This is a genomic window from Citrobacter sp. Cpo032 (assembly GCF_030332975.1).
GTDB lineage: Bacteria > Pseudomonadota > Gammaproteobacteria > Enterobacterales > Enterobacteriaceae > Citrobacter > Citrobacter portucalensis.
Genome location: NZ_JAOWGU010000052.1, coordinates 46301 through 68417, shown reverse-complemented (window position 1 = coordinate 68417; position 22117 = coordinate 46301). Strand labels below are relative to the sequence as shown.

18 protein-coding genes are annotated in these 22117 nt (G+C 54.1%); 9 read left to right on the top strand and 9 right to left on the bottom strand.

The annotated features are described in order from the left end of the window. Nucleotides 1-17: 17 nt before the first annotated feature. From OGY33_RS22390 to thpR, 8 genes are all read right to left on the bottom strand, one after another. On the bottom strand, nucleotides 18-605 hold the full coding sequence (locus tag OGY33_RS22390) for a fimbrial protein (protein WP_048214908.1): 588 nt from the start codon (nucleotides 603-605) through the stop codon (nucleotides 18-20). A gap of 460 nt (nucleotides 606-1065) precedes the next feature. Then, entirely contained in the window at nucleotides 1066-1650 is a 585-nt protein-coding gene (locus tag OGY33_RS22385; protein ID WP_076726054.1) for a fimbrial protein, read from the bottom strand. Between the two features lie 591 nt (nucleotides 1651-2241). Further along, complete coding sequence (gene folK / locus OGY33_RS22380; protein ID WP_048214906.1) at nucleotides 2242-2733, bottom strand: 2-amino-4-hydroxy-6-hydroxymethyldihydropteridine diphosphokinase; 492 nt, start codon at nucleotides 2731-2733, stop codon at nucleotides 2242-2244. Between the two features lie 110 nt (nucleotides 2734-2843). After that, complete coding sequence (gene pcnB, locus OGY33_RS22375; protein WP_204528218.1) at nucleotides 2844-4241, bottom strand: polynucleotide adenylyltransferase PcnB; 1398 nt, start codon at nucleotides 4239-4241, stop codon at nucleotides 2844-2846. Between the two features lie 71 nt (nucleotides 4242-4312). Then, nucleotides 4313-5209 (bottom strand): tRNA glutamyl-Q(34) synthetase GluQRS, encoded by an 897-nt coding sequence (gene gluQRS, locus OGY33_RS22370; protein WP_191238850.1) that lies wholly within the window; start codon nucleotides 5207-5209, stop codon nucleotides 4313-4315. Between the two features lie 70 nt (nucleotides 5210-5279). Beyond that, nucleotides 5280-5735: an RNA polymerase-binding protein DksA gene (gene dksA / locus OGY33_RS22365; RefSeq protein WP_003829221.1), complete on the bottom strand. Its 456-nt coding sequence runs from the start codon at nucleotides 5733-5735 to the stop codon at nucleotides 5280-5282. Between the two features lie 177 nt (nucleotides 5736-5912). Then, complete coding sequence (gene sfsA, locus OGY33_RS22360; protein ID WP_048214903.1) at nucleotides 5913-6617, bottom strand: DNA/RNA nuclease SfsA; 705 nt, start codon at nucleotides 6615-6617, stop codon at nucleotides 5913-5915. Between the two features lie 15 nt (nucleotides 6618-6632). Then, the gene (gene thpR / locus OGY33_RS22355; RefSeq protein WP_048214902.1) at nucleotides 6633-7163 is read right to left on the bottom strand and encodes an RNA 2',3'-cyclic phosphodiesterase; all 531 of its coding nucleotides are present in this window, start codon (nucleotides 7161-7163) and stop codon (nucleotides 6633-6635) included. A gap of 73 nt (nucleotides 7164-7236) precedes the next feature. Between thpR and hrpB the strand changes: the two genes are divergently transcribed. The 6 genes from hrpB (at nucleotide 7237) to fhuB (ending at nucleotide 18686) form a co-directional block, all read left to right on the top strand. Beyond that, nucleotides 7237-9666, top strand: coding sequence for an ATP-dependent helicase HrpB (hrpB, locus tag OGY33_RS22350; RefSeq protein WP_191238849.1), 2430 nt, complete (start codon nucleotides 7237-7239; stop codon nucleotides 9664-9666). A gap of 135 nt (nucleotides 9667-9801) precedes the next feature. After that, the gene (gene mrcB / locus OGY33_RS22345) at nucleotides 9802-12342 is read left to right on the top strand and encodes a bifunctional glycosyl transferase/transpeptidase (RefSeq protein WP_048214900.1); all 2541 of its coding nucleotides are present in this window, start codon (nucleotides 9802-9804) and stop codon (nucleotides 12340-12342) included. 305 nt (nucleotides 12343-12647) lie between these two features. After that, complete coding sequence (gene fhuA, locus OGY33_RS22340) at nucleotides 12648-14897, top strand: ferrichrome porin FhuA (RefSeq protein WP_048227070.1); 2250 nt, start codon at nucleotides 12648-12650, stop codon at nucleotides 14895-14897. A gap of 47 nt (nucleotides 14898-14944) precedes the next feature. Next, entirely contained in the window at nucleotides 14945-15742 is a 798-nt protein-coding gene (gene fhuC, locus OGY33_RS22335) for a Fe3+-hydroxamate ABC transporter ATP-binding protein FhuC (RefSeq protein WP_003829206.1), read from the top strand. Beyond that, complete coding sequence (gene fhuD, locus OGY33_RS22330) at nucleotides 15742-16632, top strand: Fe(3+)-hydroxamate ABC transporter substrate-binding protein FhuD (RefSeq protein ID WP_191238848.1); 891 nt, start codon at nucleotides 15742-15744, stop codon at nucleotides 16630-16632. Before fhuC ends, fhuD begins: the two co-directional genes overlap by 1 nt. A gap of 14 nt (nucleotides 16633-16646) precedes the next feature. Then, complete coding sequence (gene fhuB / locus OGY33_RS22325; protein WP_220395082.1) at nucleotides 16647-18686, top strand: Fe(3+)-hydroxamate ABC transporter permease FhuB; 2040 nt, start codon at nucleotides 16647-16649, stop codon at nucleotides 18684-18686. A 113-nt stretch (nucleotides 18687-18799) separates the two neighbouring features. Here the strand turns inward: fhuB and hemL are convergent, their stop codons facing one another. Then, on the bottom strand, nucleotides 18800-20080 hold the full coding sequence (hemL, locus tag OGY33_RS22320; RefSeq protein ID WP_286572343.1) for a glutamate-1-semialdehyde 2,1-aminomutase: 1281 nt from the start codon (nucleotides 20078-20080) through the stop codon (nucleotides 18800-18802). A gap of 168 nt (nucleotides 20081-20248) precedes the next feature. Here hemL and clcA point away from each other — a divergent pair, with 168 nt between their 5' ends. The 3 genes from clcA to erpA are packed head-to-tail and all read left to right on the top strand — an operon-like array spanning nucleotide 20249 to nucleotide 22096. Then, nucleotides 20249-21670: a H(+)/Cl(-) exchange transporter ClcA gene (clcA, locus tag OGY33_RS22315; RefSeq protein WP_060682725.1), complete on the top strand. Its 1422-nt coding sequence runs from the start codon at nucleotides 20249-20251 to the stop codon at nucleotides 21668-21670. Nucleotides 21671-21693: 23 nt separating this feature from the next. Next, the gene (gene yadW, locus OGY33_RS22310) at nucleotides 21694-21759 is read left to right on the top strand and encodes a small protein YadW (protein ID WP_122973801.1); all 66 of its coding nucleotides are present in this window, start codon (nucleotides 21694-21696) and stop codon (nucleotides 21757-21759) included. Next, a complete protein-coding gene (gene erpA / locus OGY33_RS22305) occupies nucleotides 21752-22096 on the top strand; it encodes an iron-sulfur cluster insertion protein ErpA (protein WP_008786260.1) in 345 nt (114 codons plus the stop codon). The genes yadW and erpA overlap by 8 nt, the downstream gene beginning before the upstream one ends. Nucleotides 22097-22117 lie beyond the last annotated feature (21 nt).

The following is a 22117-nucleotide window of genomic DNA, read 5'->3' as shown; positions in this document are numbered from 1 at the left end:
CTGCCAAATACGAATGATTATTCGTAGGTTACGGTATACGCTGTGTTGGATTTCACGTAGCCCGCGGTTACAGGGACAGCATCAGACTGCTTAACGTAAGAAACGACGAAGTTGAACTTTGCCACACCGTCAGCATTAAAAGATGCATCGTGAATATCGGCAGCGTCGTTTACTTTGACCTGGGTATAGGCCAGCGCGGAGCCAGAATCATCGACCTGGTGGATGGCCAGGTTAACGCCGGTAGCCGGGTTGGAGATAGAGTCATCGTTGTTCAGCGTACCGAGGCTGTTGCTGAAGAACGTTGAAGCCATGCTCAGGTGCGCTTTCGTGTTGGCGTTGCTGGAGCCGCAGTCTACGGTAATGTAGAACGGTTCAGGTTGTACGCCAGGCTCACTGCCCTGTACACCTGGGTCGCTTGCAACATTCGCCGTGACAGCCGTGTTCAACTGAACCTGGCCGTCCTGGCTACCGCCGTTCACGTGCGGCGTGCAGGTGTTATCGCTGACCAGACCGGCAAAGTCTACCTGGCCGCCATCAAGGGCGAATGCAGATGTTGTAGAGGCGGCAGACAGCACCAGTGATAAAGCAATTAACTTTAATTTCATGTTGAAATATCCTTATTAAAAATAAATGTCATTTCAGACCGCCGAGATTATAAAACTCGCGCTGGAAATAGAAAAATACCGAGCAAGGATGTTTCTCAATATGGTATTCACGGAATGAATATTTTGTTTATGTATTGATTTCGCTTTTGTTCTGCCATGACCGACCCTCTAAAAATACCATGATATTTATGCTGCTTATATTATGTTTGCGATAAAAATAACCGTGTTTTATATTTTTGGTTTATTGTTTTCTTTTGGTTTATTGTTATCATGTATATATTTGGTGTATTTGTTTTTATTTGACATTCATCATGTATGATGAAAAAAAATAAAAGCATGTTTAATTAAATCTTAAAATATTCTGCTCAATAGCAATTTAACATCATCGGCTGTATTTGGTTTTCAGGGGTAAATGATGGAGTTATCTTGTTGCTTTCGATAACCCCATGAATATTAACAATTAATTATAGGTTAAAGTATAGGCCGTATTAGACTTCACATAGCCTGCTGTCACCGGAACGGCGCTGGACTGCCTTACATATGAGACGACAAAGTTGAATTTGGCGACGCCGTCAGCATCAAAAGTTGCATCGTGAATATCGGCAGCGTCGTTTACTTTGACCTGGGTATAGGCCAGTGCAGATCCGGAAGCATCGATCGCATGGATGGCCAGGTTAACGCCGGTAGCCGGGTTGGAGATAGAGTCATCGTTGTTCAGCGTACCGAGGCTGTTGCTGAAGAACGTTGAAGCCATGCTCAGGTGCGCTTTCGAGTTGGTGTTGCTGGAGCCGCAATCTACGGTGATGTAGAACGGTTCAGGTTGTACGCCAGGCTCACTGCCCTGAACGCCCTTGTCGCTCGCAACATCCGCCGTGACAGCCGTGTTCAACTGAACCTGACCGTCCTGGCTGCCGCCATTCACGTGCGGCGTACAGGTGTTGTCGCTGACCAGACCGGCAAAGTCTACCTGACCACCATCGAGGGCAAAAGCGGAAGAGGAGAGCAGCGCTGTAGAGAATGCTATAGCGAGTAGCGTCTTATTCATTTCGTAATGTCCTTATTAGAACTTAATGACTTTAAAAATAACTGGTGAATAAATTATTGCGAGTGGATTAAAGCAAACATCAGCATGAAATGTAAAATTCATAAAGTCTATTTGTTTTGATGTTATTATTTTTAACGCAAATGATATTTGAATTTCATATTTATTGGAGGTTGATTTTTTCAACTAATTATTGTTTCTGTAAGATTTTTAAGCGTAGATTGTTGAGAGGATGGAGATATTTGCATTTATAGCATTTATCTTGTTGATGTTTGTATTAGACGTATTGATTCTGTGACAGTTTTTATGTAGAGAAAAAAAGAATGCTTGGATATGGTTTATCTTTTATATCACTGTGATTGATGTTTTTTTATTGATTAGAAAAAATACAATATTGTTGTAAAAAAAATAACAAGGGCAATGTTAATTGGTGATTTAAAATATTAACGCTTTGTATGATTGTCGAAAAATATAATATTGAATGTTATATCAAATGGTTATGACCATGTTGTGATTGCGTGGTTAACGTTGAATGGTTATACGGGCATCAATTGTGCCGAGCCTCTTCACGCAGTGTTCCGGAAATCAGTGCTATTACCAGAGAGCAGGACGTTGAGGGTAATTCTGGGCGAGATAAGTACGGAGCGGAGTATTGCCAGGGAAGAGCAGTTCTGGCGCGATTTCAACTAACGGCCACAGCATAAAGCCCCGGTTTTTCATGTCGTAGTGCGGCACGGTCAGACGTTCGGTGTTAATCACTTCATCGCCAAACAGCATAATGTCGAGGTCCAGCGTTCGTGGCCCCCAGCGTTCAGCTTTGCGCACGCGGCCCTGTTGCAGTTCAATACGCTGGGTATGGTCCAGCAACGCTTCGGGGGCGAGGGTGGTTTCCAGCGCCACGGCGGCGTTCAGGTAATCGGGCTGATCCTGTGGGCCTAATGGCGGTGTGCGGTAAAATGAAGAGACGGCCATAATGCGGCTGTCGGGAATTTCACCGATCGCCTGTATGGCAGCATTCACCTGTTCCAGCGGGGAGGCGAGGTTGCTGCCAATAGCGATATATACCCGTCGTCTTTCAGGCTGCATCTGTGTTGGCTTTCCTCGCTCATCCCAGTCACGTACTGATGTACGCTCCCGGGAGTTCGCTGTGTCGCCGCCTTGATGCAACCCGAAATCCATTGGGTATACGCAATTGGTCACGCGGAACCTTCGCGGCGTGGCGCGCGTTTACGCGGGCGACGATGGCGACGGCGTACGTCTGGCTCTTCATCCAGCTCGTTCAGCATGCCTTTTTGTTCCGGCGGCGCTGAAACCTGGAATTCACCCCACCATTTCGCCAGTCGCTGCAATTCCGCGTTGTGTTCGACTTCAGCACGCAGCGCTAACAGGTCGTAAGCTGCGCGGAACTTTGGATGCTCCATCAGCTTCCAGGCGCGTTTGCCCTGGCGACGGGACATACGTAACTGCAACTGCCAGATATCGCGGGTCAGTGAGGTCAGACGTTTCGGGATCGCCAGCGAGCGGCAGGCTTCGTCCAGCACGTCGTTCATTGCCAGCGCGAAAGCGTCGTAATAGGCCAGACCGCTTTCTTGCGCAATTTTCTGTGCGGCTTCCAGTAACGGATACCAGAACATGGCAGCAAACAAGAACGCCGGGTTAACGCGCATATCATTGTGAATGCGGTTATCGGTATTCTTCAGTACCTGGGCAATGATGCGTTCCATCGGGCTATCACCGTCTTCGGTGAAGTAGCGCGTAATGGTTGGGAACAGCGGTTGGAACAGGCTGTACTCACGCAGTTTTTTATAGGTTTCGTACCCATAGCCCGCCTGTAACAGCTTGAGCGCTTCTTCAAACAGGCGTGCAGGAGGAATATCGTTAAGCAAGGTAGCCAGACGCGGGATAGGCTCCGCGGTTTCCGGGCTGATACGCATGTCGAGCTTGGCGGCAAAGCGCACGGCGCGCAGCATACGTACAGGATCTTCGCGGTAGCGCGTTTCCGGATTACCGATCAGGCGAATGATGCCCTCTTCGAGATCCTGCATTCCCCCGACGTAATCACGTACGGTGAAATCGGCCACGCTGTAATACAGGCTGTTGATCGTGAAGTCGCGACGCTGGGCATCTTCTTCGATGGAGCCGAAGATGTTGTCACGCAGCAGCATACCGTTTTGCCCACGCTGCGATGTTGTGCGATCGGATTCGCTGCCTTCATGATGACCGCGGAAAGTCGCCACTTCGATAATTTCTGGGCCGAACATGACATGGGCCAGACGGAAACGGCGACCGACCAGGCGACAGTTACGAAACAGTTTGCGCACCTGATCCGGCGTTGCGTTAGTGGTGACATCAAAATCTTTCGGTTTTTTGCCCAGCAAAAGATCGCGTACACCACCGCCAACCAGCCATGCCTCGTATCCGGCCTTATTGAGCCTGTACATTACCTTCAGGGCATTTTCACTGATATCTTTGCGGGAGATAGAGTGCTGCTCACGCGGAATTACCGTCATATGTGGACGGGCGACGGCGAGCTCAGCCTCGCGCTCCTCGCGGCTTAGCACCTTGCGGCAAAAATTAGCGACTCGGGTAAAAATAGTGCACCTCGGTAGTGTCAAACTTCAATCAGAACAAGTGTTGCTGTGTAAAAATAGCGGCTAATCATAGCTCAGCATGATGCATTTGAGAATGCCGGATTTAAGATCGCCGATTCAGGCACCGCTGTCAGACGCCAATTCTCAACGGCAAACTCCAGGATCTGATCAACCTGCATATCCTGCCACGGGATATCGGCACGCTGGCCGAGAAAGCGCAGCGCGGCAATAATCACCGGACGCGGATCGCCTTGCGGCAGCGCAGGTGCATGATTTTGTTTTGAAAGTTTAGCGCCTTGTTCGTTGAGCGCCAGCGGAAGATGAATATAGTCAGGCGCTTGCCAGCCAAACTGCTGATACAAAGAGATTTGCCGCACCGTGGGTTCGATAAGATCGGCGCCGCGTACAATCTCCGTTACGCCCTGAAAGTGGTCATCAACCACCACAGCGAGGTTATAGGCAAACAGCCCGTCGCGTCGGTGGATAATAAAATCTTCCCTCGCAAGCTGCGGGTCAGCCTGAATCTCACCGCGCAGTTGGTCAGTAAACTGCATCACCGGATGGCGTTGCTTTATGCGGACAGCCGCCTGCTCTGGTCCGAGGCGTAACTCACGGCAGTGGCCGTCATAAATACCGCCGACGCTTTGAATACGCGCCCGCGTACAGGTGCAGTAATAGCTCAGATCCTGTTGATGTAACCAGGCGAGCGCCTCGCAGTAGGCATCATGACGTTGGGATTGCCATAAAATATCGCCATCCCAGTGCAGTCCGTAATGTTCCAGCTGACGCAGAATCGTATCTGCAGCACCGGGAACTTCACGAGGGGGGTCAATATCTTCAATGCGCACTCGCCAGATTCCGCGCTGTGAACGGGCCTGCAGGTAACTCCCGAGGGCGGCAATTAGTGAACCGAAATGCAGTTCGCCAGAAGGGGAAGGGGCGAAGCGGCCTATATAGTGTGAATCGCTCATTTTGCGGACTAACAAATAATAAGGCGGGAGAAGCTCCCGCCTGTAGTAAACGTGGTAAAAATGACCGGAATTAACCTGCCATTTGTTTTTCGCGGATTTCTGCCAGCGTTTTACAGTCGATGCACAGATCGGCTGTAGGACGTGCTTCCAGACGGCGAATACCAATTTCTACGCCGCATGATTCGCAGTAGCCGAAATCTTCGTCTTCTACTTTCTTCAGCGTCTTCTCGATCTTTTTGATCAGTTTGCGCTCACGGTCACGGTTACGCAGCTCAAGGCTGAATTCTTCTTCCTGTGCGGCGCGGTCCACCGGATCAGGGAAGTTAGCCGCTTCGTCTTGCATATGAGTTACGGTGCGATCGACTTCATCCCTAAGTTGATTGCGCCATGCCTCAAGAATACGCCTGAAGTGCGACAGCTGGGCTTCGTTCATATACTCTTCGCCCGGTTTCTCCTGGTACGGCTCCACCCCAGCGATGGCGAGAATACTCAGGGACGATGTTTTACGGTTTTGCCCTTCTTGCATGTTGCTTCTCCTTAACACGCACTATCGATCCCCATGTTCGGGGGAAAAATCAGGTCGCTATAAATAGCAGATGCTTTTCCGGATAGCAATTATCTAAACGTAACACTTGACAACCCTGTGAGGAAAAGCGTATTTGCCCACGCGCCCAGAATACTAATTGACCAGATATTTACACCATTACAAGGTAATGGGCAACGGCTCTTTAAGAGTCATACCGTGGGCAGAAAGTTCCGCTTTATAAACCAGAATTTCAACCCCCTTAAGCTGTGCTTCAACTAATAATTGCGCATATTTTGCATCGATATGGCGCGCGGGTGAAAACCGTGTAATGGCTGAATGTAGCACGGCGAAAAATATCACTGCCCGCTTGCCTTCAGCCGCTACGCTCATCAATTCCCGAAGATGCTTCTGACCTCGTTCAGTGATGGCATCGGGAAAATAACCCTGCTCTTTTTCCGCCAACGTGACTGATTTCACTTCAATATAGCAGTCAGGTCGGGAATCTGCCTGTAACAAAAAGTCGATGCGGCTCCCTTCGGCGCCGTATTTTACTTCACTTTTCAAAGTGCTGTAGCCTGAAACTTCTGAAATTAACGCCTGCTGAATCGCCTCTTTCGTTAATCTGTTGGCCCACAGCGTGTTAACACAAATAAATTCACCGGATTGAGTTTGCGTTAATTCCCAGGTATGTGGATATTTGCGTTTAGTATTTTCTGATGTCGAATACCAAACGGTGTCACCTGGCATTGCGCATCCGGTCATCGCACCGGTATTTGGGCAGTGTAACGTTAACTCTGTGCCATCTGGTGTGATCACATCCGCTAAAAAGCGCTTATAGCGCTGGATGAGCGTTGCTGGTTGTAAAGGTGGAGAAAATTGCATAAACAGTCCCTTTGATTATTCAGTCAGCGTCCAGCGTTGCAACTGCGTGTAACGCGTGCGTCCTCGCGCAAATGAGGAGGAATAAAGCGCAAATTCCGTGACTGGAAACGACCAGCCAAAGCCCGGTGGCGGGATTGGCACCGCGTGGCCGGCATCGCGCAGCAGCGTGATATGTGGATGAAACGGCTGCGGGCTTTGGTAGCAACCGCTGCGTGCGGCCTGTGCCCGCAGCATATTCGCCAGTTGCAGCAACCCGCGCGGCGGCTGACGCATTCCCAGCCACACAACCCGGGATCGCAACCATTGCCCGGCATCATCGAGTTTGAGCGTAAAACCCGGCTGGCGAATACGCCCCGCGAGCTGCGACAGCGCCTGTTGCTTCTCAGCGCTGACGTCGCCTAAAAAGGCCAGCGTCAGATGCAGATTATCAGCCGCGACGGGGCGACCCGCTTCAGGGGGGAACTGTGCGGCCCGCCAGTGGATTAGCTGCTCCCGAACCCCGGCTGGCAATTCAATCGCAAAGAACAGCCTTTTTGGCTCAGACATGATGGATACTCGGTTATGAATTAACGCGATGCTACAATGCAGCGCGAAGAATGTTAACCCTCTGGAGCCATTTGTGACGTCGTTGCCCGTTGCCGCCGTAGTGCCTGAACTGCTTACCGCCCTTGATGCCTCGCCGCAGGTTCTGCTGACGGCGCCGACCGGTGCCGGGAAATCGACCTGGCTGCCGTTGCGACTTCTTGAGCATCGCGGTATCACGGGGCGGATTATTTTGCTGGAGCCGCGCCGCCTGGCGGCGCGTAATGTGGCGCAGCGATTAGCGGAATTGCTGAACGAAAAGCCGGGTGAAACCGTGGGTTATCGCATGCGCGCACAAAGTTGCGTAGGGCCGCAGACCCGGCTGGAAGTGGTAACAGAGGGCGTCCTGACGCGGATGATCCAACGCGATCCTGAACTGACAGGCGTCGGGCTGGTGATCCTCGACGAATTTCACGAACGGAGTTTACAGGCTGATCTGGCGCTGGCGCTATTGCTGGATGTGCAGCAAGGGCTGCGGGACGAGCTGAAACTGTTGATTATGTCCGCCACTCTGGATAACGGGCGTTTGCAGCAGATGTTGCCCGATGCGCCGACGATCGTTTCTGAAGGCCGCGCATTTCCCGTTGAGCGGCGGTATCAGCCGTTGGCGGCGCATTTGCGTTTTGATGAAGCGGTAGCGATAGCGACGGCGGAGCTATTGCGCCATGAAGGTGGGTCACTGCTGCTGTTTTTACCGGGTGTGGGTGAAATCCTGCGTGTACAGGAGCAGCTGGCTACGCGTGTAGGCAGCGATGTTGTGCTGTGTCCACTGTACGGCGCGTTAACGCTTTCCGAGCAGCGTCAGGCGATTGTGCCCGCGCCGCAAGGCAAACGCAAAGTGGTGCTGGCCACCAATATTGCTGAAACCAGCTTAACGATCGAAGGCATCCGACTGGTGGTGGACTGCGCCCAGGAACGCGTGGCGCGCTATGACGTGCGTACCGGTCTGACGCGACTGATTACCCAGCGCATCAGCCAGGCTTCGATGACTCAGCGCGCGGGACGTGCGGGTCGTCTGGAGCCCGGTATTTGCGTGCATCTGCTTGCCAAAGAGCAGGCAGAAAGAGCGGCAGCGCAGGGGGAAGCGGAGATATTGCAGAGCGATCTGTCCGGGCTACTGATGGAGTTGCTGCAATGGGGATGTACCGAACCTGAACAACTGAACTGGCTGGATACGCCGCCCGCCATCAATCTGCAGGCGGCAAAACGGCTGTTGCAGATGCTGGGCGCGCTTGAGGGCGACAGGCTCAGTGCTCGCGGACAGAAAATGGCGGCATTGGGTAACGATCCTCGTTTAGCGGCGATGCTGGTCGGTGCCAAAAATAATACCGAAGCGGCTACGGCGGCAAAACTGGCTGCGATTCTGGAAGAGCCGCCGCGCGGCGGAAGTACCGATCTGACCGTGGCGTTTTCACGAAATCAGCCCGCCTGGCAGCAGCGCAGTCAACAGTTGCTGAAACGGCTTAACGTTAGCAGCGGACAGCCCGACAGCATGTTGCTCCCCTCATTGCTGGCGCGGGCGTTTACCGATCGGATCGCGCGTCGACGCGGGCAGGAAGGGCGCTATCAACTGGCGAATGGCATGGGCGCAATGCTGGATGCTGATGACGCTTCAGGACGCCATGAATGGCTGATAGCGCCACTTTTGTTGCAGGGTAGCGCTGCGCCAGACGCGCGTATTTTGCTGGCTCTGCCGCTGGATATTGAGGCGCTGATGCAGGCATGTCCTGAGCTGCTGCAACAGTCCGACACCATCGAATGGGATGAGACTCAGGGAACGTTAAAGGCATTGCGTCGGTCGCGCATTGGTCAGCTCACGGTAAAAGTACAGCCATTGGCCAAACCCTCGGAAGAGGAGTTGCATCAGGCGATGTTGAATGGCATTCGCGATAAAGGGCTAAGTGTGCTCAACTGGACGTCGGAAGCCGAGCAGTTTCGACTGCGTCTGCAATGTGCGGCAAACTGGTTGCCAGAGTATGACTGGCCCGCGGTAGATGAGGATTCTCTGCTGGCGTCGCTGGAGACCTGGCTGCTGCCGCACATGAGCGGTGTGCACTCGTTACGCGCATTAAAAGCACTCAATGTGGGACAGGCGTTGCGCGGTTTACTGGACTGGTCAATGTTGCAACGTCTGGATAGTGAGCTGCCTGCGCATTACACTGTGCCGACGGGAAGCCGGATTGCCATTCGCTATCATGAGGATAATCCTCCAGTATTGGCGGTTCGGATGCAGGAAATGTTTGGTGAAGCAAAGACCCCAACCATTGCCCAGGGGCGCGTGCCGCTGGTGCTGGAGTTGCTGTCGCCGGCCCAAAGACCGCTACAGGTGACCAGCGATCTGAGCGCGTTCTGGCAGGGATCGTACCGCGAGGTGCAAAAAGAGATGAAAGGGCGTTATCCCAAACATGTCTGGCCGGACGATCCGGCGAATACTGCGCCAACGCGGCGCACCAAAAAGTATTCGTAATGTAACTGTAGGCCGGATGAGGCGTTATGCCGCATCCGGCGAAAGAGCGGTAATAATTGAGAGATTTCTTCTTCTGTCGCAGGACGGAAGAACAGAGAATCGGGCCCTTGCGCCTGAATGTTGCGGAGAAAAAGCATGGCGGGGAATGACCGCGAGCCAATTGGACGTAAAGGGAAACCCTCGCGTCCGGTGAAACAAAAGGTGAGCCGTCGTCAACTCAGAGATGAAGAGTATGACGACGATTATGATGATGATGACTATGAGGATGAAGAACCGATGCCGCGTAAGGGTAAGGGCAAAGGGCGTAAGCCTCGTGGTAAGCGCGGCTGGTTCTGGCTGCTGGTAAAACTGTCGATTGTCTTTTTGGTGCTGATCGCCATTTACGGCGTTTATCTGGACCAAAAAATTCGTAGCCGTATTGATGGCAAAGTCTGGCAGCTTCCTGCGGCAGTTTATGGCCGTATGGTTAACCTTGAGCCAGAAATGCCTATCGGCAAGAACGAGATGGTGAAGCTGCTGGAGGCCACGCAGTACCGTCAGGTGACGAAGATGACGCGTCCGGGCGAATTTACCGTGCAGGCGAAGAGCATCGAGATGATTCGTCGTCCGTTTGACTTCCCGGACAGCAAAGAAGGGCAGGTGCGTGCGCGTCTGACCTTTGACGGCGATCATCTGGACACCATCGAGAATATGGATAACAACCGCCAGTTCGGTTTCTTCCGTCTCGATCCGCGTCTGATCACCATGCTCTCTTCACCTAACGGTGAGCAGCGCCTGTTTGTTCCGCGTAGCGGCTTCCCGGATCTGCTGGTGGATACGCTGCTGGCGACCGAAGACCGTCACTTCTATGAGCATGACGGTATCAGCCTTTATTCCATTGGTCGTGCGGTGCTGGCGAACCTGACGGCGGGTCGTACGGTACAGGGGGCCAGTACGCTGACTCAGCAGCTGGTGAAAAACCTGTTCCTGTCCAGCGAACGTTCCTACTGGCGTAAGGCCAACGAAGCCTATATGGCGCTGATCATGGATGCGCGTTACAGCAAAGACCGCATTCTTGAGCTGTATATGAACGAAGTCTATCTCGGCCAAAGCGGTGATAACGAGATTCGCGGCTTCCCGCTGGCGAGCCTCTATTATTTCGGTCGTCCGGTAGAAGAGCTGAGCCTCGACCAGCAGGCGCTGCTGGTGGGGATGGTTAAAGGGGCGTCGATCTACAACCCGTGGCGTAACCCGAAGCTGGCGCTGGAGCGTCGTAACCTGGTTCTGCGTCTTCTGCAGCAGCAGCAGATTATCGACCAGGATCTGTATGACATGCTGAGCGCGCGTCCGCTAGGCGTACAGCCGCGTGGTGGGGTGATCTCCCCGCAGCCTGCCTTTATGCAGATGGTGCGTCAGGAGCTCCAGGCGAAGCTGGGCGATAAAGTTAAAGATCTCTCCGGCGTGAAGATTTTCACCACCTTTGATTCCGTGGCGCAGGACGCCGCAGAAAAAGCGGCGGTGGAAGGCATTCCGGTATTGAAGAAACAGCGTAAGCTGAGCGATCTGGAAACCGCGATTGTGGTCGTTGACCGCTTTAGTGGTGAAGTTCGCGCCATGGTCGGCGGAGCAGAACCGCAGTTTGCGGGCTATAACCGTGCGATGCAGGCGCGTCGTTCGATTGGTTCTCTGGCCAAGCCTGCAACCTATCTGACCGCGCTCAGCCAGCCGAAGTTGTACCGCCTGAATACCTGGATTGCCGATGCGCCGATTGCGCTGCGTCAGCCGAACGGCCAGGTGTGGTCACCGCAGAACGATGACCGTCGCTATAGCGAAAGCGGCAAAGTAATGCTGGTGGATGCGTTAACGCGTTCAATGAACGTGCCAACGGTAAATCTGGGGATGGCGCTGGGCCTGCCTGCTGTAACCGATACCTGGTTGAAGCTGGGTGCGCCGAAAGATCAGCTTAACCCGGTTCCGGCCATGCTGCTGGGTGCGTTAAACCTGACGCCAATCGAAGTGGCGCAGGCGTTCCAGACTATCGCCAGCGGTGGGAACCGCGCGCCGCTGTCGGCGCTGCGTTCGGTGATTGCCGAAGATGGTACCGTGCTGTACCAGAGCTTCCCACAGGCCGAGCGTGCTGTTCCGGCGCAGGCGGCGTATATGACGCTGTGGACTATGCAGCAGGTGGTTCAGCGTGGTACGGGTCGCCAGCTTGGCGCGAAGTATCCGGGTCTGCATCTGGCAGGGAAAACCGGGACCACCAACAACAACGTGGATACCTGGTTTGCCGGGATCGACGGCAGCCAGGTGACCATCACCTGGGTGGGCCGCGATAACAACCAGCCAACCAAGCTGTACGGTGCCAGCGGCGCGATGTCGATTTATCAGCGTTATCTGGCCAACCAGACGCCAACACCGCTGGTGCTGACGCCACCGGAGGATGTGGTGGATATGGGCGTAGACTACGACGGTAACTTCGTTTGTAGCGGGGGTATGCGCACGCTTCCGGTATGGACCACCGATCCGGATTCACTGTGTCAACAGGGTGAGATGTTGCAGCAGTCGGGTAATCCGTTCGATCAATCTTCTCAGCAGCCGCAGCAACAGCAGCCTCAACAGCAGCAACCGCCGCAGCAGGAGAAGAAGGACGGCGATGGCGTAGCCGGTTGGATTAAAGAGATGTTTGGCGGTAACTAATGCCTGCCTCAAAACCCGCTTCGGCGGGTTTTTCATTTTTTGCGCTATATGGTTTTAGTTTGCCTTGCCTGACGGCGCTGCGCTTATCAGGCCTACGGAATTAAGGTAGCCATCCGGTACGTTATCCGTTAAAACATTTCAGCCTAATTTATTAACCCTTTCTTTTCATCTGGTTATTTCTTAACCCCTCAGTTTTAGTAGGGACGCGTATTGCTTGCTATCTCGCCAGAGTTTCGAATATTATGCTGCCGTTATAATAATAATTCTCGTTTACGTTATCATTCACTTTCATCAGAGAAATACCAATGGCGCGTCTTAAAACTGCTCAGCCAAGTTCATCACTGCGTAAAATCGCAGTAGTGGTAGCCACAGCGGTTAGCGGCATGTCTGTCTATGCACAGGCGGCGGTTGACCCGAAAGAAGAAACCATCACCGTAACTGCAGCACCTGCTCCGCAGGAAAGCGCATGGGGGCCTGCGGCAACCATCGCTGCACGACAGTCTGCTACGGCGACCAAAACCGACACTCCGATTCAAAAAGTTCCTCAGTCTATTTCAGTGGTCACCGCCGAAGAGATGGCGTTGCATCAACCAAAATCGGTCAAAGAGGCGCTCAGCTACACCCCGGGCGTTGCCGTGGGTACACGTGGCGCGTCCAATACCTATGACTACCTGATTATTCGCGGATTTGCCGCCGACGGCCAAAGTCAGAATAACTATCTGAATGGCCTGAAGATGCAGGGCAACTTCTACAATGATGCGGTCATCGACCCTTATATGCTGGAGCGCGCCGAAGTGATGCGCGGTCCGGTTTCCGTTCTGTACGGAAAGAGCAACCCGGGTGGGTTGTTGAATATGGTCAGCAAACGTCCGACAACAGAGCCCCTGAAAGAAGTTCAGTTCAAAATGGGCACTGACAGCCTGTTCCAGACCGGTTTTGACTTCAGCGATGCGCTGGATGACGATGGTGTGTACTCATACCGCCTGACTGGCCTGGCGCGTTCCGCGAATGCGCAGCAGCAAGGCGCAGAAGAACAGCGTTATGCTATCGCGCCATCTTTCACATGGCGTCCGGATGATAAGACGAATTTCACCTTCCTCTCCTACTTCCAGAACGAGCCGGAAACCGGTTATTACGGCTGGTTGCCGAAAGAGGGGACCGTGTCTAAGCTGCCAAATGGTTCACGTCTGCCGACCGATTTCAACGAAGGTGCGGACAACAATACCTACTCTCGTAACGAGAAGATGGTGGGCTACAGCTTCGACCACGAATTTAACGACACCTTTACCGTACGTCAGAACCTGCGTTATGCGCAAAACAAAGTGTCGCAGAAAAGCGTGTACGGCTACGGCATGTGCTCCGATCCGCTGTATACCAAAGATCCGGCTAACAGTCCTTGCGCCAGCATCCCTCAGTCAGATTGGGATCACACGTTGACTCGTCAGTACGTTGACGACAATGAAAAATTGCAGAATTTCTCTGTTGATACCCAGTTGCAGAGCACATTCGCCACCGGTTCCCTGGATCACACATTGCTGACCGGCGTTGACTATATGCGTATGCGTAACGATATCAACTCCTGGTTCGGTTGGGCTGGTTCGGTAGCGCCGTCTGATATCTATAATCTTGACCGTAGCGATTTTGACTTTGGCTCGCACCCTGGACCTGGCGCAGCTTATCGCGTTCTGAATAAACAGGAACAAACGGGCCTGTACGCTCAGGATCAGATGCAGTGGGATAAGGTGCTTGTCACTCTGGGCGGTCGTTACGACTGGGCTAAGCAGGACTCTCTGAACCGCGTTTCTGGTGTGCTGGACTCCCGTGATGACCGACAGTTCACCTGGCGTGGCGGTGTTAACTACCTGTTCGATAACGGTGTAACCCCGTATTTCAGCTACAGCGAATCGTTTGAACCAAATTCTCAGGTTGGGGAAAGCGGCAATATCTTTGCGCCATCTAAAGGTAAGCAGTACGAAGCGGGCGTGAAGTACGTACCGAGCGATCGTCCGATCGTGTTGACCGGTGCCGTTTACCAGTTGACCAAAACCAACAACCTGATGGCCGATCCGAATGGATCGATCTGGTCAGTTGAAGGCGGTGAAATTCGTTCACGCGGTGTGGAAATCGAAGCGAAAGCGGCACTGTCTGCCAGCGTTAACGTGGTGGGTTCTTATACCTACACCGATGCGGAATACACCACCGACACCAACTACAAAGGCAATACGCCTGCTCAGGTGCCAAAACATATGGCATCACTGTGGGGGGATTACACCCTCTATGATGGCGCGCTTTCCGGGCTGACGTTGGGTACGGGTGTTCGTTATACTAGTTCCAGCTATGGCGATCCGGCAAACTCCTTCAAAGTGGGAAGCTACACGCTGGTAGATGCGTTAGTACGTTACGATCTGGCGCGTGTTGGTATGGCTGGCTCCAACGTGGCGCTGCATGTGAACAACCTGTTTGACCGTGAATACGTCGCCAGCTGCTTCAATACTTATGGCTGCTTCTGGGGCGCAGAACGTCAGGTCGTTGCAACTGCAACCTTCCGTTTCTAATTTCTCTTTGGGCACGCTTTGCGTGCCCGTTTTACAAGTTGGCTGCTATGCAGGAAAACAGATCCCATCCCGACACCACTTTTGCGTTGCGTAATGTCTCCTTTCGTGTGCCTGGCCGCACGCTTTTGCATCCTCTCTCATTAACTTTTCCTGTAGGGAAAGTGACGGGTCTTATCGGCCACAACGGTTCCGGTAAATCGACATTATTGAAAATGCTGGGACGTCATCAGCCGCCGTCAGAAGGTGAAATCCTGCTCGACGAACAGCCGCTGGAGAGCTGGAGTAGTAAAGCGTTTGCCCGCAAGGTCGCCTATCTGCCGCAACAGCTGCCGCAGGCAGAAGGGATGACCGTACGCGAACTGGTGGCGATTGGTCGTTATCCGTGGCACGGGGCGCTGGGGCGTTTTGGCGTTGCCGACAGAGAGAAGGTAGAAGAAGCCATTTCGCTGGTAGGTTTAAAGCCGCTGGCGCACCGTCTGGTCGATAGCCTGTCCGGTGGGGAACGCCAACGCGCGTGGATTGCCATGCTGGTGGCACAGGACAGCCGTTGTCTGCTGCTTGATGAACCAACTTCCGCGCTGGATATTGCCCATCAGGTTGACGTGCTGGCGCTGGTGCACCGCTTAAGCCAGCAGCGTGGGCTGACGGTGGTAGCGGTGCTACACGATATCAACATGGCGGCCCGCTATTGCGATTACCTCGTTGCGCTGCGCGGCGGTGAGATGATTTCTCAAGGAACGCCTGCTGAACTGATGCGCAGTGAAACTCTGGAACAAATTTACGGTATCCCGATGGGCATTTTGCCGCATCCGGCCGGTGCCGCACCCGTGAGTTTTGTCTATTAATGATCGGATTACATCATATTACCCGTCGGCGGCTGCTTACGGCGATGGCGCTGTCGCCTCTGCTGTGGCGGATGAATACGGCGCACGCCGCGGCGGTTGATCCACAGCGCATTGTAGCGCTGGAATGGCTGCCGGTAGAGCTGCTGCTGGCGCTGGGTATTACGCCGTACGGCATCGCAGATATCCCTAACTACAAGCTGTGGGTCAATGAGCCTCCTCTGCCGGACTCGGTAATTGACGTCGGGCTACGTACGGAGCCCAATCTCGAACTGCTGACCGAAATGAAGCCCTCATTTCTGCTCTGGTCGGCAGGCTATGGTCCTTCCCCTGAAAAGCTGGCGCGGATTGCACCAGGCCGGGGATTTAATTTCAGCGATGGCAAAAAGCCGCTGGCCGTTGCGCGACAGTCGCTGCAGGAAATGGCGCAATTGTTCAATCTGCAAGCCTCTGCTGAACGCCATTTGACTGAGTACGATCGTTTTATTGCCAGCCTGAAACCGCGCTTTATGCAACGCGGCGCGCGTCCCGTGCTCCTGACATCCCTGCTTGATTCGCGGCATATGCTGGTGTTTGGTTCAAACAGCCTGTTCCAGGACGTACTGGACGAATATGGGATCCCTAACGCCTGGCAGGGAGAAACAAACTTCTGGGGCAGTACTGCCGTGAGTATTGACCGTCTGGCTGCTTATAAGGATGTCGATGTATTGTGCTTTGATCACGGCAACGATAAAGAGATGGCTGCGCTGATGTCTACGCCATTATGGCAGGCGATGCCGTTTGTCCGTGGCGGACGTTTTCAACGTGTGCCTGCCGTTTGGTTTTATGGCGCAACGCTATCGGCCATGCATTTTGCCCGTATTCTGGATAATGCGTTGGGAGGCAAAGCGTGAGCAGGAAACTTGAAATGCCGGATGGCGGCGCGAAAAGCGCCTTATCCGACCTACGGTTTGGGCGCTTTGTAGGCCGGATAAGGCGAAGCCGCCATCCGGCGTTGCTGTTGTTGGTGCTGTTTGTTGCTGCCTGCTGGCTGACCTGGGTTAACTTCTCTGTTGCGCTACCGCGCAGCCAGTGGCAACAGGCCATCTGGTCACCGGATATCGACATCATTGAGCAGATGGTTTTTCACTATAGCCTGCTGCCGAGGCTGGCGATATCGCTACTGGTCGGCGCTGGGCTGGGTCTGGTCGGCGTGTTGTTTCAGCAGGTGTTGCGTAACCCGCTGGCGGAGCCAACCACGCTGGGCGTTGCGACCGGTGCGCAGTTGGGCATTACGGTCACCACACTGTGGGCTATTCCTGGTGCGCTGACCACGCAATTTGCGGCGCTGGCGGGAGCATGTGTCGTTGGGGCGCTGGTGTTTGGCGTTGCCTGGGGCAAGCGCCTTTCTCCGGTGACGTTAATCCTTGCCGGGTTGGTGGTCAGCCTGTACTGCGGGGCGATTAACCAGTTGATGGTTATCTTCCATCACGATCAGCTGCAAAGCATGTTTTTATGGAGCAGCGGCACGTTAACGCAAACCGACTGGAGCGGCGTACAGCGTCTGTGGCCGCAGCTGTTGGGCGGTGTGATGCTGACTCTGTTGTTGTTACGCCCAATGACACTGATGGGACTGGATGACGGCGTGGCGCGTAACCTCGGTCTGGCGCTGTCGCTGGCACGTCTGGCGGCGTTATCGCTGGCCATTGTCATCAGCGCCTTACTGGTTAACGCGGTTGGAATTATCGGCTTTATTGGCCTGTTTGCACCGCTGCTGGCGAAAATGCTCGGTGCGCGTCGTTTGCTGGCACGTCTGGTGCTTGCCCCGCTGATTGGTGCGTTGATCCTCTGGCTCTCCGACCAAATCATTCTGTGGCTGACCCGCGTATGGATGGAAGTCTCCACCGGTTCAGTGACGGCGTTGATTGGCGCACCGTTGCTACTGTGGTTGTTGCCGCGCTTGAGGAGTATGAGCGCCCCGGATATGAACGCCAGTAATCGCATCGCCGCTGAGCGTCAGAATGTGCTGATGTTTGCGCTGGCAGGTGGCGCAATCTTGCTGCTAACCCTCGTGGTGGCGCTGTCGTTTGGCCGCGACGCACATGGCTGGACATGGGCCAGCGGCGCGATGCTGGATGAGCTGATGCCCTGGCGCTGGCCTCGCATTCTGGCGGCCCTGATTGCCGGGGTGATGCTGGCGGTAGCGGGCTGTATTATTCAACGTCTGACGGGCAACCCGATGGCCAGCCCGGAAGTGCTGGGCATTAGCTCCGGTGCGGCATTTGGCGTGGTGCTCATGCTGTTTTTGGTCCCCGGAAATGCTTTTGGCTGGCTGCTGCCTGCCGGAAGCCTCGGGGCCGCGGGCACTCTGCTTATCATTATGATTGCCGCCGGGCGCGGTGGTTTTTCACCGCACCGCATGCTGTTGGCCGGTATGGCGCTCAGTACGGCCTTTACTATGCTGCTGATGATGCTGCAGGCCAGCGGCGATCCGCGCATGGCGGGCGTGTTGACCTGGATTTCCGGTTCAACCTATAACGCGAGCGGAGAGCAGGTACTGCGTACCGGGATTGTGATGGTGATTCTGCTGGCGATGACGCCACTGTGCCGCCGTTGGCTAACAATTTTACCGCTCGGCGGCGATACGGCGCGGGCTGTCGGTATGGCTATCACGCCATCACGCGTGGGGTTACTGCTGCTGGCGGCAGGGCTGACGGCGACAGCCACCATGACAATTGGACCGTTGAGCTTTGTCGGGCTGATGGCTCCGCATATTGCCCGTATGATGGGTTTTCGCCGGGCGATGCCGCATATGCTGATTTCGGCGCTGGCGGGTGGCGTGTTGCTGGTCTTTGCTGACTGGTGCGGCAGGATGGTGCTGTTTCCGTATCAGATCCCGGCGGGATTATTGTCGACGTTTATTGGTGCGCCGTACTTTATCTATCTGCTGAGAAAGCAGAGTCGCTGAGGCTGACCCCTTTCATGTAGGCCGGATAAGACACTTTTAGTCGACATCCGGCAATAAAAAAGCCGGGTGGCGGCTTCGCCTTACCCGGCCTACATTTCTGCACGTTCTCTTGTTTACAATTTCGCAAACACCCGGCGCGCGGCGTCGATGGTGTTATTGATATCGTCTTCACTGTGCGCCACGGACATAAAGCCCGCTTCGAAGGCAGACGGCGCCAGATAAATTCCTTCATCCAGCATCATGTGGAAGAAGCGCTTGAAGCGTTCGACGTCGCATGCCATCACATCCTGATAGCAGGTTACGGTTTCTGCATCGGTGAAGAAAATCCCGAACATCCCGCCCACATGGTTAACCACCAGCGGAATATTCGCTTCTTCGGCAGCTTCCAACAGACCTTCCGCCAGACGCGTTGTCAGTTCGTTCAGCGTTTCATGAATACCCGGTTGGGCCACTTCGGTCAGACAAGCAAAGCCCGCCGCCATTGCAATCGGGTTACCGGACAGCGTACCCGCCTGGTAAACCGGACCGGTCGGCGCCAGCGCGTCCATCACATCACGACGGCCACCGAATGCGCCAACGGGCATCCCGCCACCGATGATTTTACCCAGGCAGGTCAGGTCCGGAACAACGCCGTAATAATCCTGCGCACCGGCCAGTGCCACGCGGAAACCGGTCATCACTTCATCGATAATCAACAGCGCGCCAAACTCATCGCACAATGCACGCAGGCCTGGCAGGAATTCTGGCAGCGGCGGGATGCAGTTCATGTTGCCGGCGACCGGCTCAACGATGATACAGGCGATCTCCTGCGGGTACTGTTCAAACGCTGCACGCACTGAAGAGAGATCGTTATAGGTGCAGGTCAGGGTGTGTTTCGCGAAATCAGCTGGAACGCCAGGGGAGTTCGGCTGGCCCAGCGTTAACGCGCCGGAACCGGCTTTGACCAGCAGGCAGTCAGCATGGCCGTGGTAGCAGCCTTCAAATTTGATGATTTTATCACGACCGGTGAAACCGCGCGCCAGACGGATTGCGCTCATTGTCGCTTCCGTACCGGAGTTCACCATGCGCACCATGTCCATGGTCGGCACTAATTCGGTGACCAGCTCCGCCATTTTCACTTCCATCTCGGTCGGTGCACCGAAGCTTAAACCGCGTTCCGCAGCTTCAATCACCGCATTACGGATTGTCGGGTGGTTGTGACCCAGTACCATCGGTCCCCAGGAACCGACGTAATCGACATAGGCTTTACCATCGACATCGTACAGATACGCGCCGTCCGCTTTTTCGATAAACAGCGGAGTACCACCCACGCCAGTAAAGGCGCGAACGGGGGAGTTAACGCCGCCTGGGATAAGTTCGCGTGCTGCGCTGTAGAGATTTTCAGACTTACTCATGGATGGGGTCCTGGTTCGTAGAAAAAGTAAATGCCCGCTATTCTAGTTATTCAGAGAAGGTTATGAAAGTTTTACGCATTTGAAACAATGCGATTTGCAGGGGATTTTCGCGAAATGTGCGAGTAGAATGCCGATTCCGTATTTGTATTACCAATTAATGATCATCTGATGAAGACAGACACTCCCTCTTTTGAAGCACAGCAAATTGTGCGTTTACGCCGCAGGGATCAAATTCGTCGTCTCCTGGAACGAGACAAAACGCCGTTGGCGATCCTGTTGATGGCTGCAGTAGTGGGTACTGTGACAGGGCTTGTTGGCGTGGCATTTGAGAAAGCGGTGACCTGGGTGCAGAATCAGCGCATTGGCGCGCTGGCTCAGGTTGCGGACCATGACATTCTGCTGTGGCCGCTGGCGTTTATTCTCTCGGCGTTGCTGGCGATGGTCGGCTATTTCCTGGTGCGTAAATTTGCGCCGGAAGCCGGTGGTTCGGGGATCCCTGAGATTGAAGGTGCGCTGGAAGAGCTGCGACCTGTGCGTTGGTGGCGTGTCCTGCCGGTGAAATTTATCGGCGGCATGGGCACGCTGGGTGCTGGCATGGTGCTCGGGCGAGAAGGGCCGACCGTGCAGATTGGCGGCAACATTGGACGCATGGTGCTGGATATTTTCCGTATGCGCAGCGCCGAAGCGCGGCATACCCTGCTGGCTACCGGTGCCGCAGCGGGCCTTTCGGCGGCGTTTAACGCTCCGCTGGCGGGGATCCTGTTCATTATTGAAGAGATGCGTCCACAGTTTCGCTATAACCTCGTGTCGATCAAAGCCGTGTTTACCGGCGTTATTATGTCGAGCATTGTGTTTCGTGTTTTCAACGGTGAAGCCCCGATAATTGAAGTCGGGAAACTGTCTAATGCGCCGGTGAATACGCTGTGGCTGTATCTCGTGCTCGGGCTTATTTTTGGCTGTGTCGGGCCATTGTTCAATACCATGGTGTTGCGCACCCAGGATATGTTCCAGCGCTTTCACGGCGGTGAAATTAAAAAATGGGTGCTGATGGGCGGCGCGATCGGCGGTCTGTGTGGGATCCTGGGATTAATTCAACCTGAAGCGGCAGGCGGTGGCTTTAACCTGATCCCGATTGCCGCAGCAGGCAATTTTAGCGTCGGTCTACTGCTGTTTATATTTATCACCCGGGTCGTCACCACGCTGCTGTGCTTCTCATCCGGTGCGCCCGGTGGGATCTTTGCCCCGATGCTGGCGTTGGGGACGTTGCTTGGTACGGCGTTCGGTATGGCTGCGGCAGCCTCTTTTCCGCAGTATCACCTGGAGGCCGGAACCTTTGCCATTGCCGGAATGGGGGCTTTGTTGGCTGCTTCGGTGCGTGCGCCGCTAACGGGTATTGTACTGGTGCTGGAGATGACCGATAACTATCAGCTCATTTTGCCAATGATTATTACCTGTCTTGGCGCAACACTATTAGCCCAATTTATGGGCGGAAAGCCGCTATACTCGACTATCCTGGCTCGTACGCTGGCAAAACAGGAAGCGGAGCAGGCGGCAAAAAGCCAGGGTACTGCCGCTGGCGAGAATACTTGAACGAAATACCAGGGTATTAGATAATGGCCCAAAATATTGGGTTGAAATTTACCCAATTGCCGATGTCGTTTGGAGCAAAATATGAGTGATGACGTAGCGCTGCCACTGCAATTTACTGAAGCAGCAGCCAATAAAGTTAAAAGCCTGATCGCTGACGAAGATAACCCGAATCTGAAATTACGCGTGTATATCACTGGCGGTGGTTGCAGCGGTTTCCAGTACGGTTTCACCTTTGATGATCAGGTCAATGAAGGTGATATGACTATCGAGAAACAAGGTGTTGGTCTGGTCGTTGATCCGATGAGTCTGCAATATCTGGTGGGCGGCGCGGTTGACTATACTGAAGGTCTGGAAGGTTCCCGCTTCGTTGTGACTAACCCGAATGCGAAAAGCACCTGCGGGTGTGGTTCTTCTTTCAGCATCTGATTGCTGTCTGTAATACTGATG

What these genes read in the sequence shown, in the direction of transcription:
- hemL (WP_286572343.1), bottom strand. Translation starts at nt 20,080, where the DNA reads ATGAGTAAGTCTGAAAATCTCTACAGCGCAGCACGCGAACTTATCCCA.
- erpA (WP_008786260.1), top strand. Translation starts at nt 21,752, where the DNA reads ATGAGTGATGACGTAGCGCTGCCACTGCAATTTACTGAAGCAGCAGCC.
- dksA (WP_003829221.1), bottom strand. Translation starts at nt 5,735, where the DNA reads ATGCAAGAAGGGCAAAACCGTAAAACATCGTCCCTGAGTATTCTCGCC.
- clcA (WP_060682725.1), top strand. Translation starts at nt 20,249, where the DNA reads ATGAAGACAGACACTCCCTCTTTTGAAGCACAGCAAATTGTGCGTTTA.
- OGY33_RS22390 (WP_048214908.1), bottom strand. Translation starts at nt 605, where the DNA reads ATGAAATTAAAGTTAATTGCTTTATCACTGGTGCTGTCTGCCGCCTCT.
- OGY33_RS22385 (WP_076726054.1), bottom strand. Translation starts at nt 1,650, where the DNA reads ATGAATAAGACGCTACTCGCTATAGCATTCTCTACAGCGCTGCTCTCC.
- sfsA (WP_048214903.1), bottom strand. Translation starts at nt 6,617, where the DNA reads ATGCAATTTTCTCCACCTTTACAACCAGCAACGCTCATCCAGCGCTAT.
- fhuD (WP_191238848.1), top strand. Translation starts at nt 15,742, where the DNA reads ATGATCGGATTACATCATATTACCCGTCGGCGGCTGCTTACGGCGATG.
- fhuC (WP_003829206.1), top strand. Translation starts at nt 14,945, where the DNA reads ATGCAGGAAAACAGATCCCATCCCGACACCACTTTTGCGTTGCGTAAT.
- mrcB (WP_048214900.1), top strand. Translation starts at nt 9,802, where the DNA reads ATGGCGGGGAATGACCGCGAGCCAATTGGACGTAAAGGGAAACCCTCG.
- thpR (WP_048214902.1), bottom strand. Translation starts at nt 7,163, where the DNA reads ATGTCTGAGCCAAAAAGGCTGTTCTTTGCGATTGAATTGCCAGCCGGG.
- folK (WP_048214906.1), bottom strand. Translation starts at nt 2,733, where the DNA reads ATGCAGCCTGAAAGACGACGGGTATATATCGCTATTGGCAGCAACCTC.
- gluQRS (WP_191238850.1), bottom strand. Translation starts at nt 5,209, where the DNA reads ATGAGCGATTCACACTATATAGGCCGCTTCGCCCCTTCCCCTTCTGGC.
- fhuA (WP_048227070.1), top strand. Translation starts at nt 12,648, where the DNA reads ATGGCGCGTCTTAAAACTGCTCAGCCAAGTTCATCACTGCGTAAAATC.
- fhuB (WP_220395082.1), top strand. Translation starts at nt 16,647, where the DNA reads ATGCCGGATGGCGGCGCGAAAAGCGCCTTATCCGACCTACGGTTTGGG.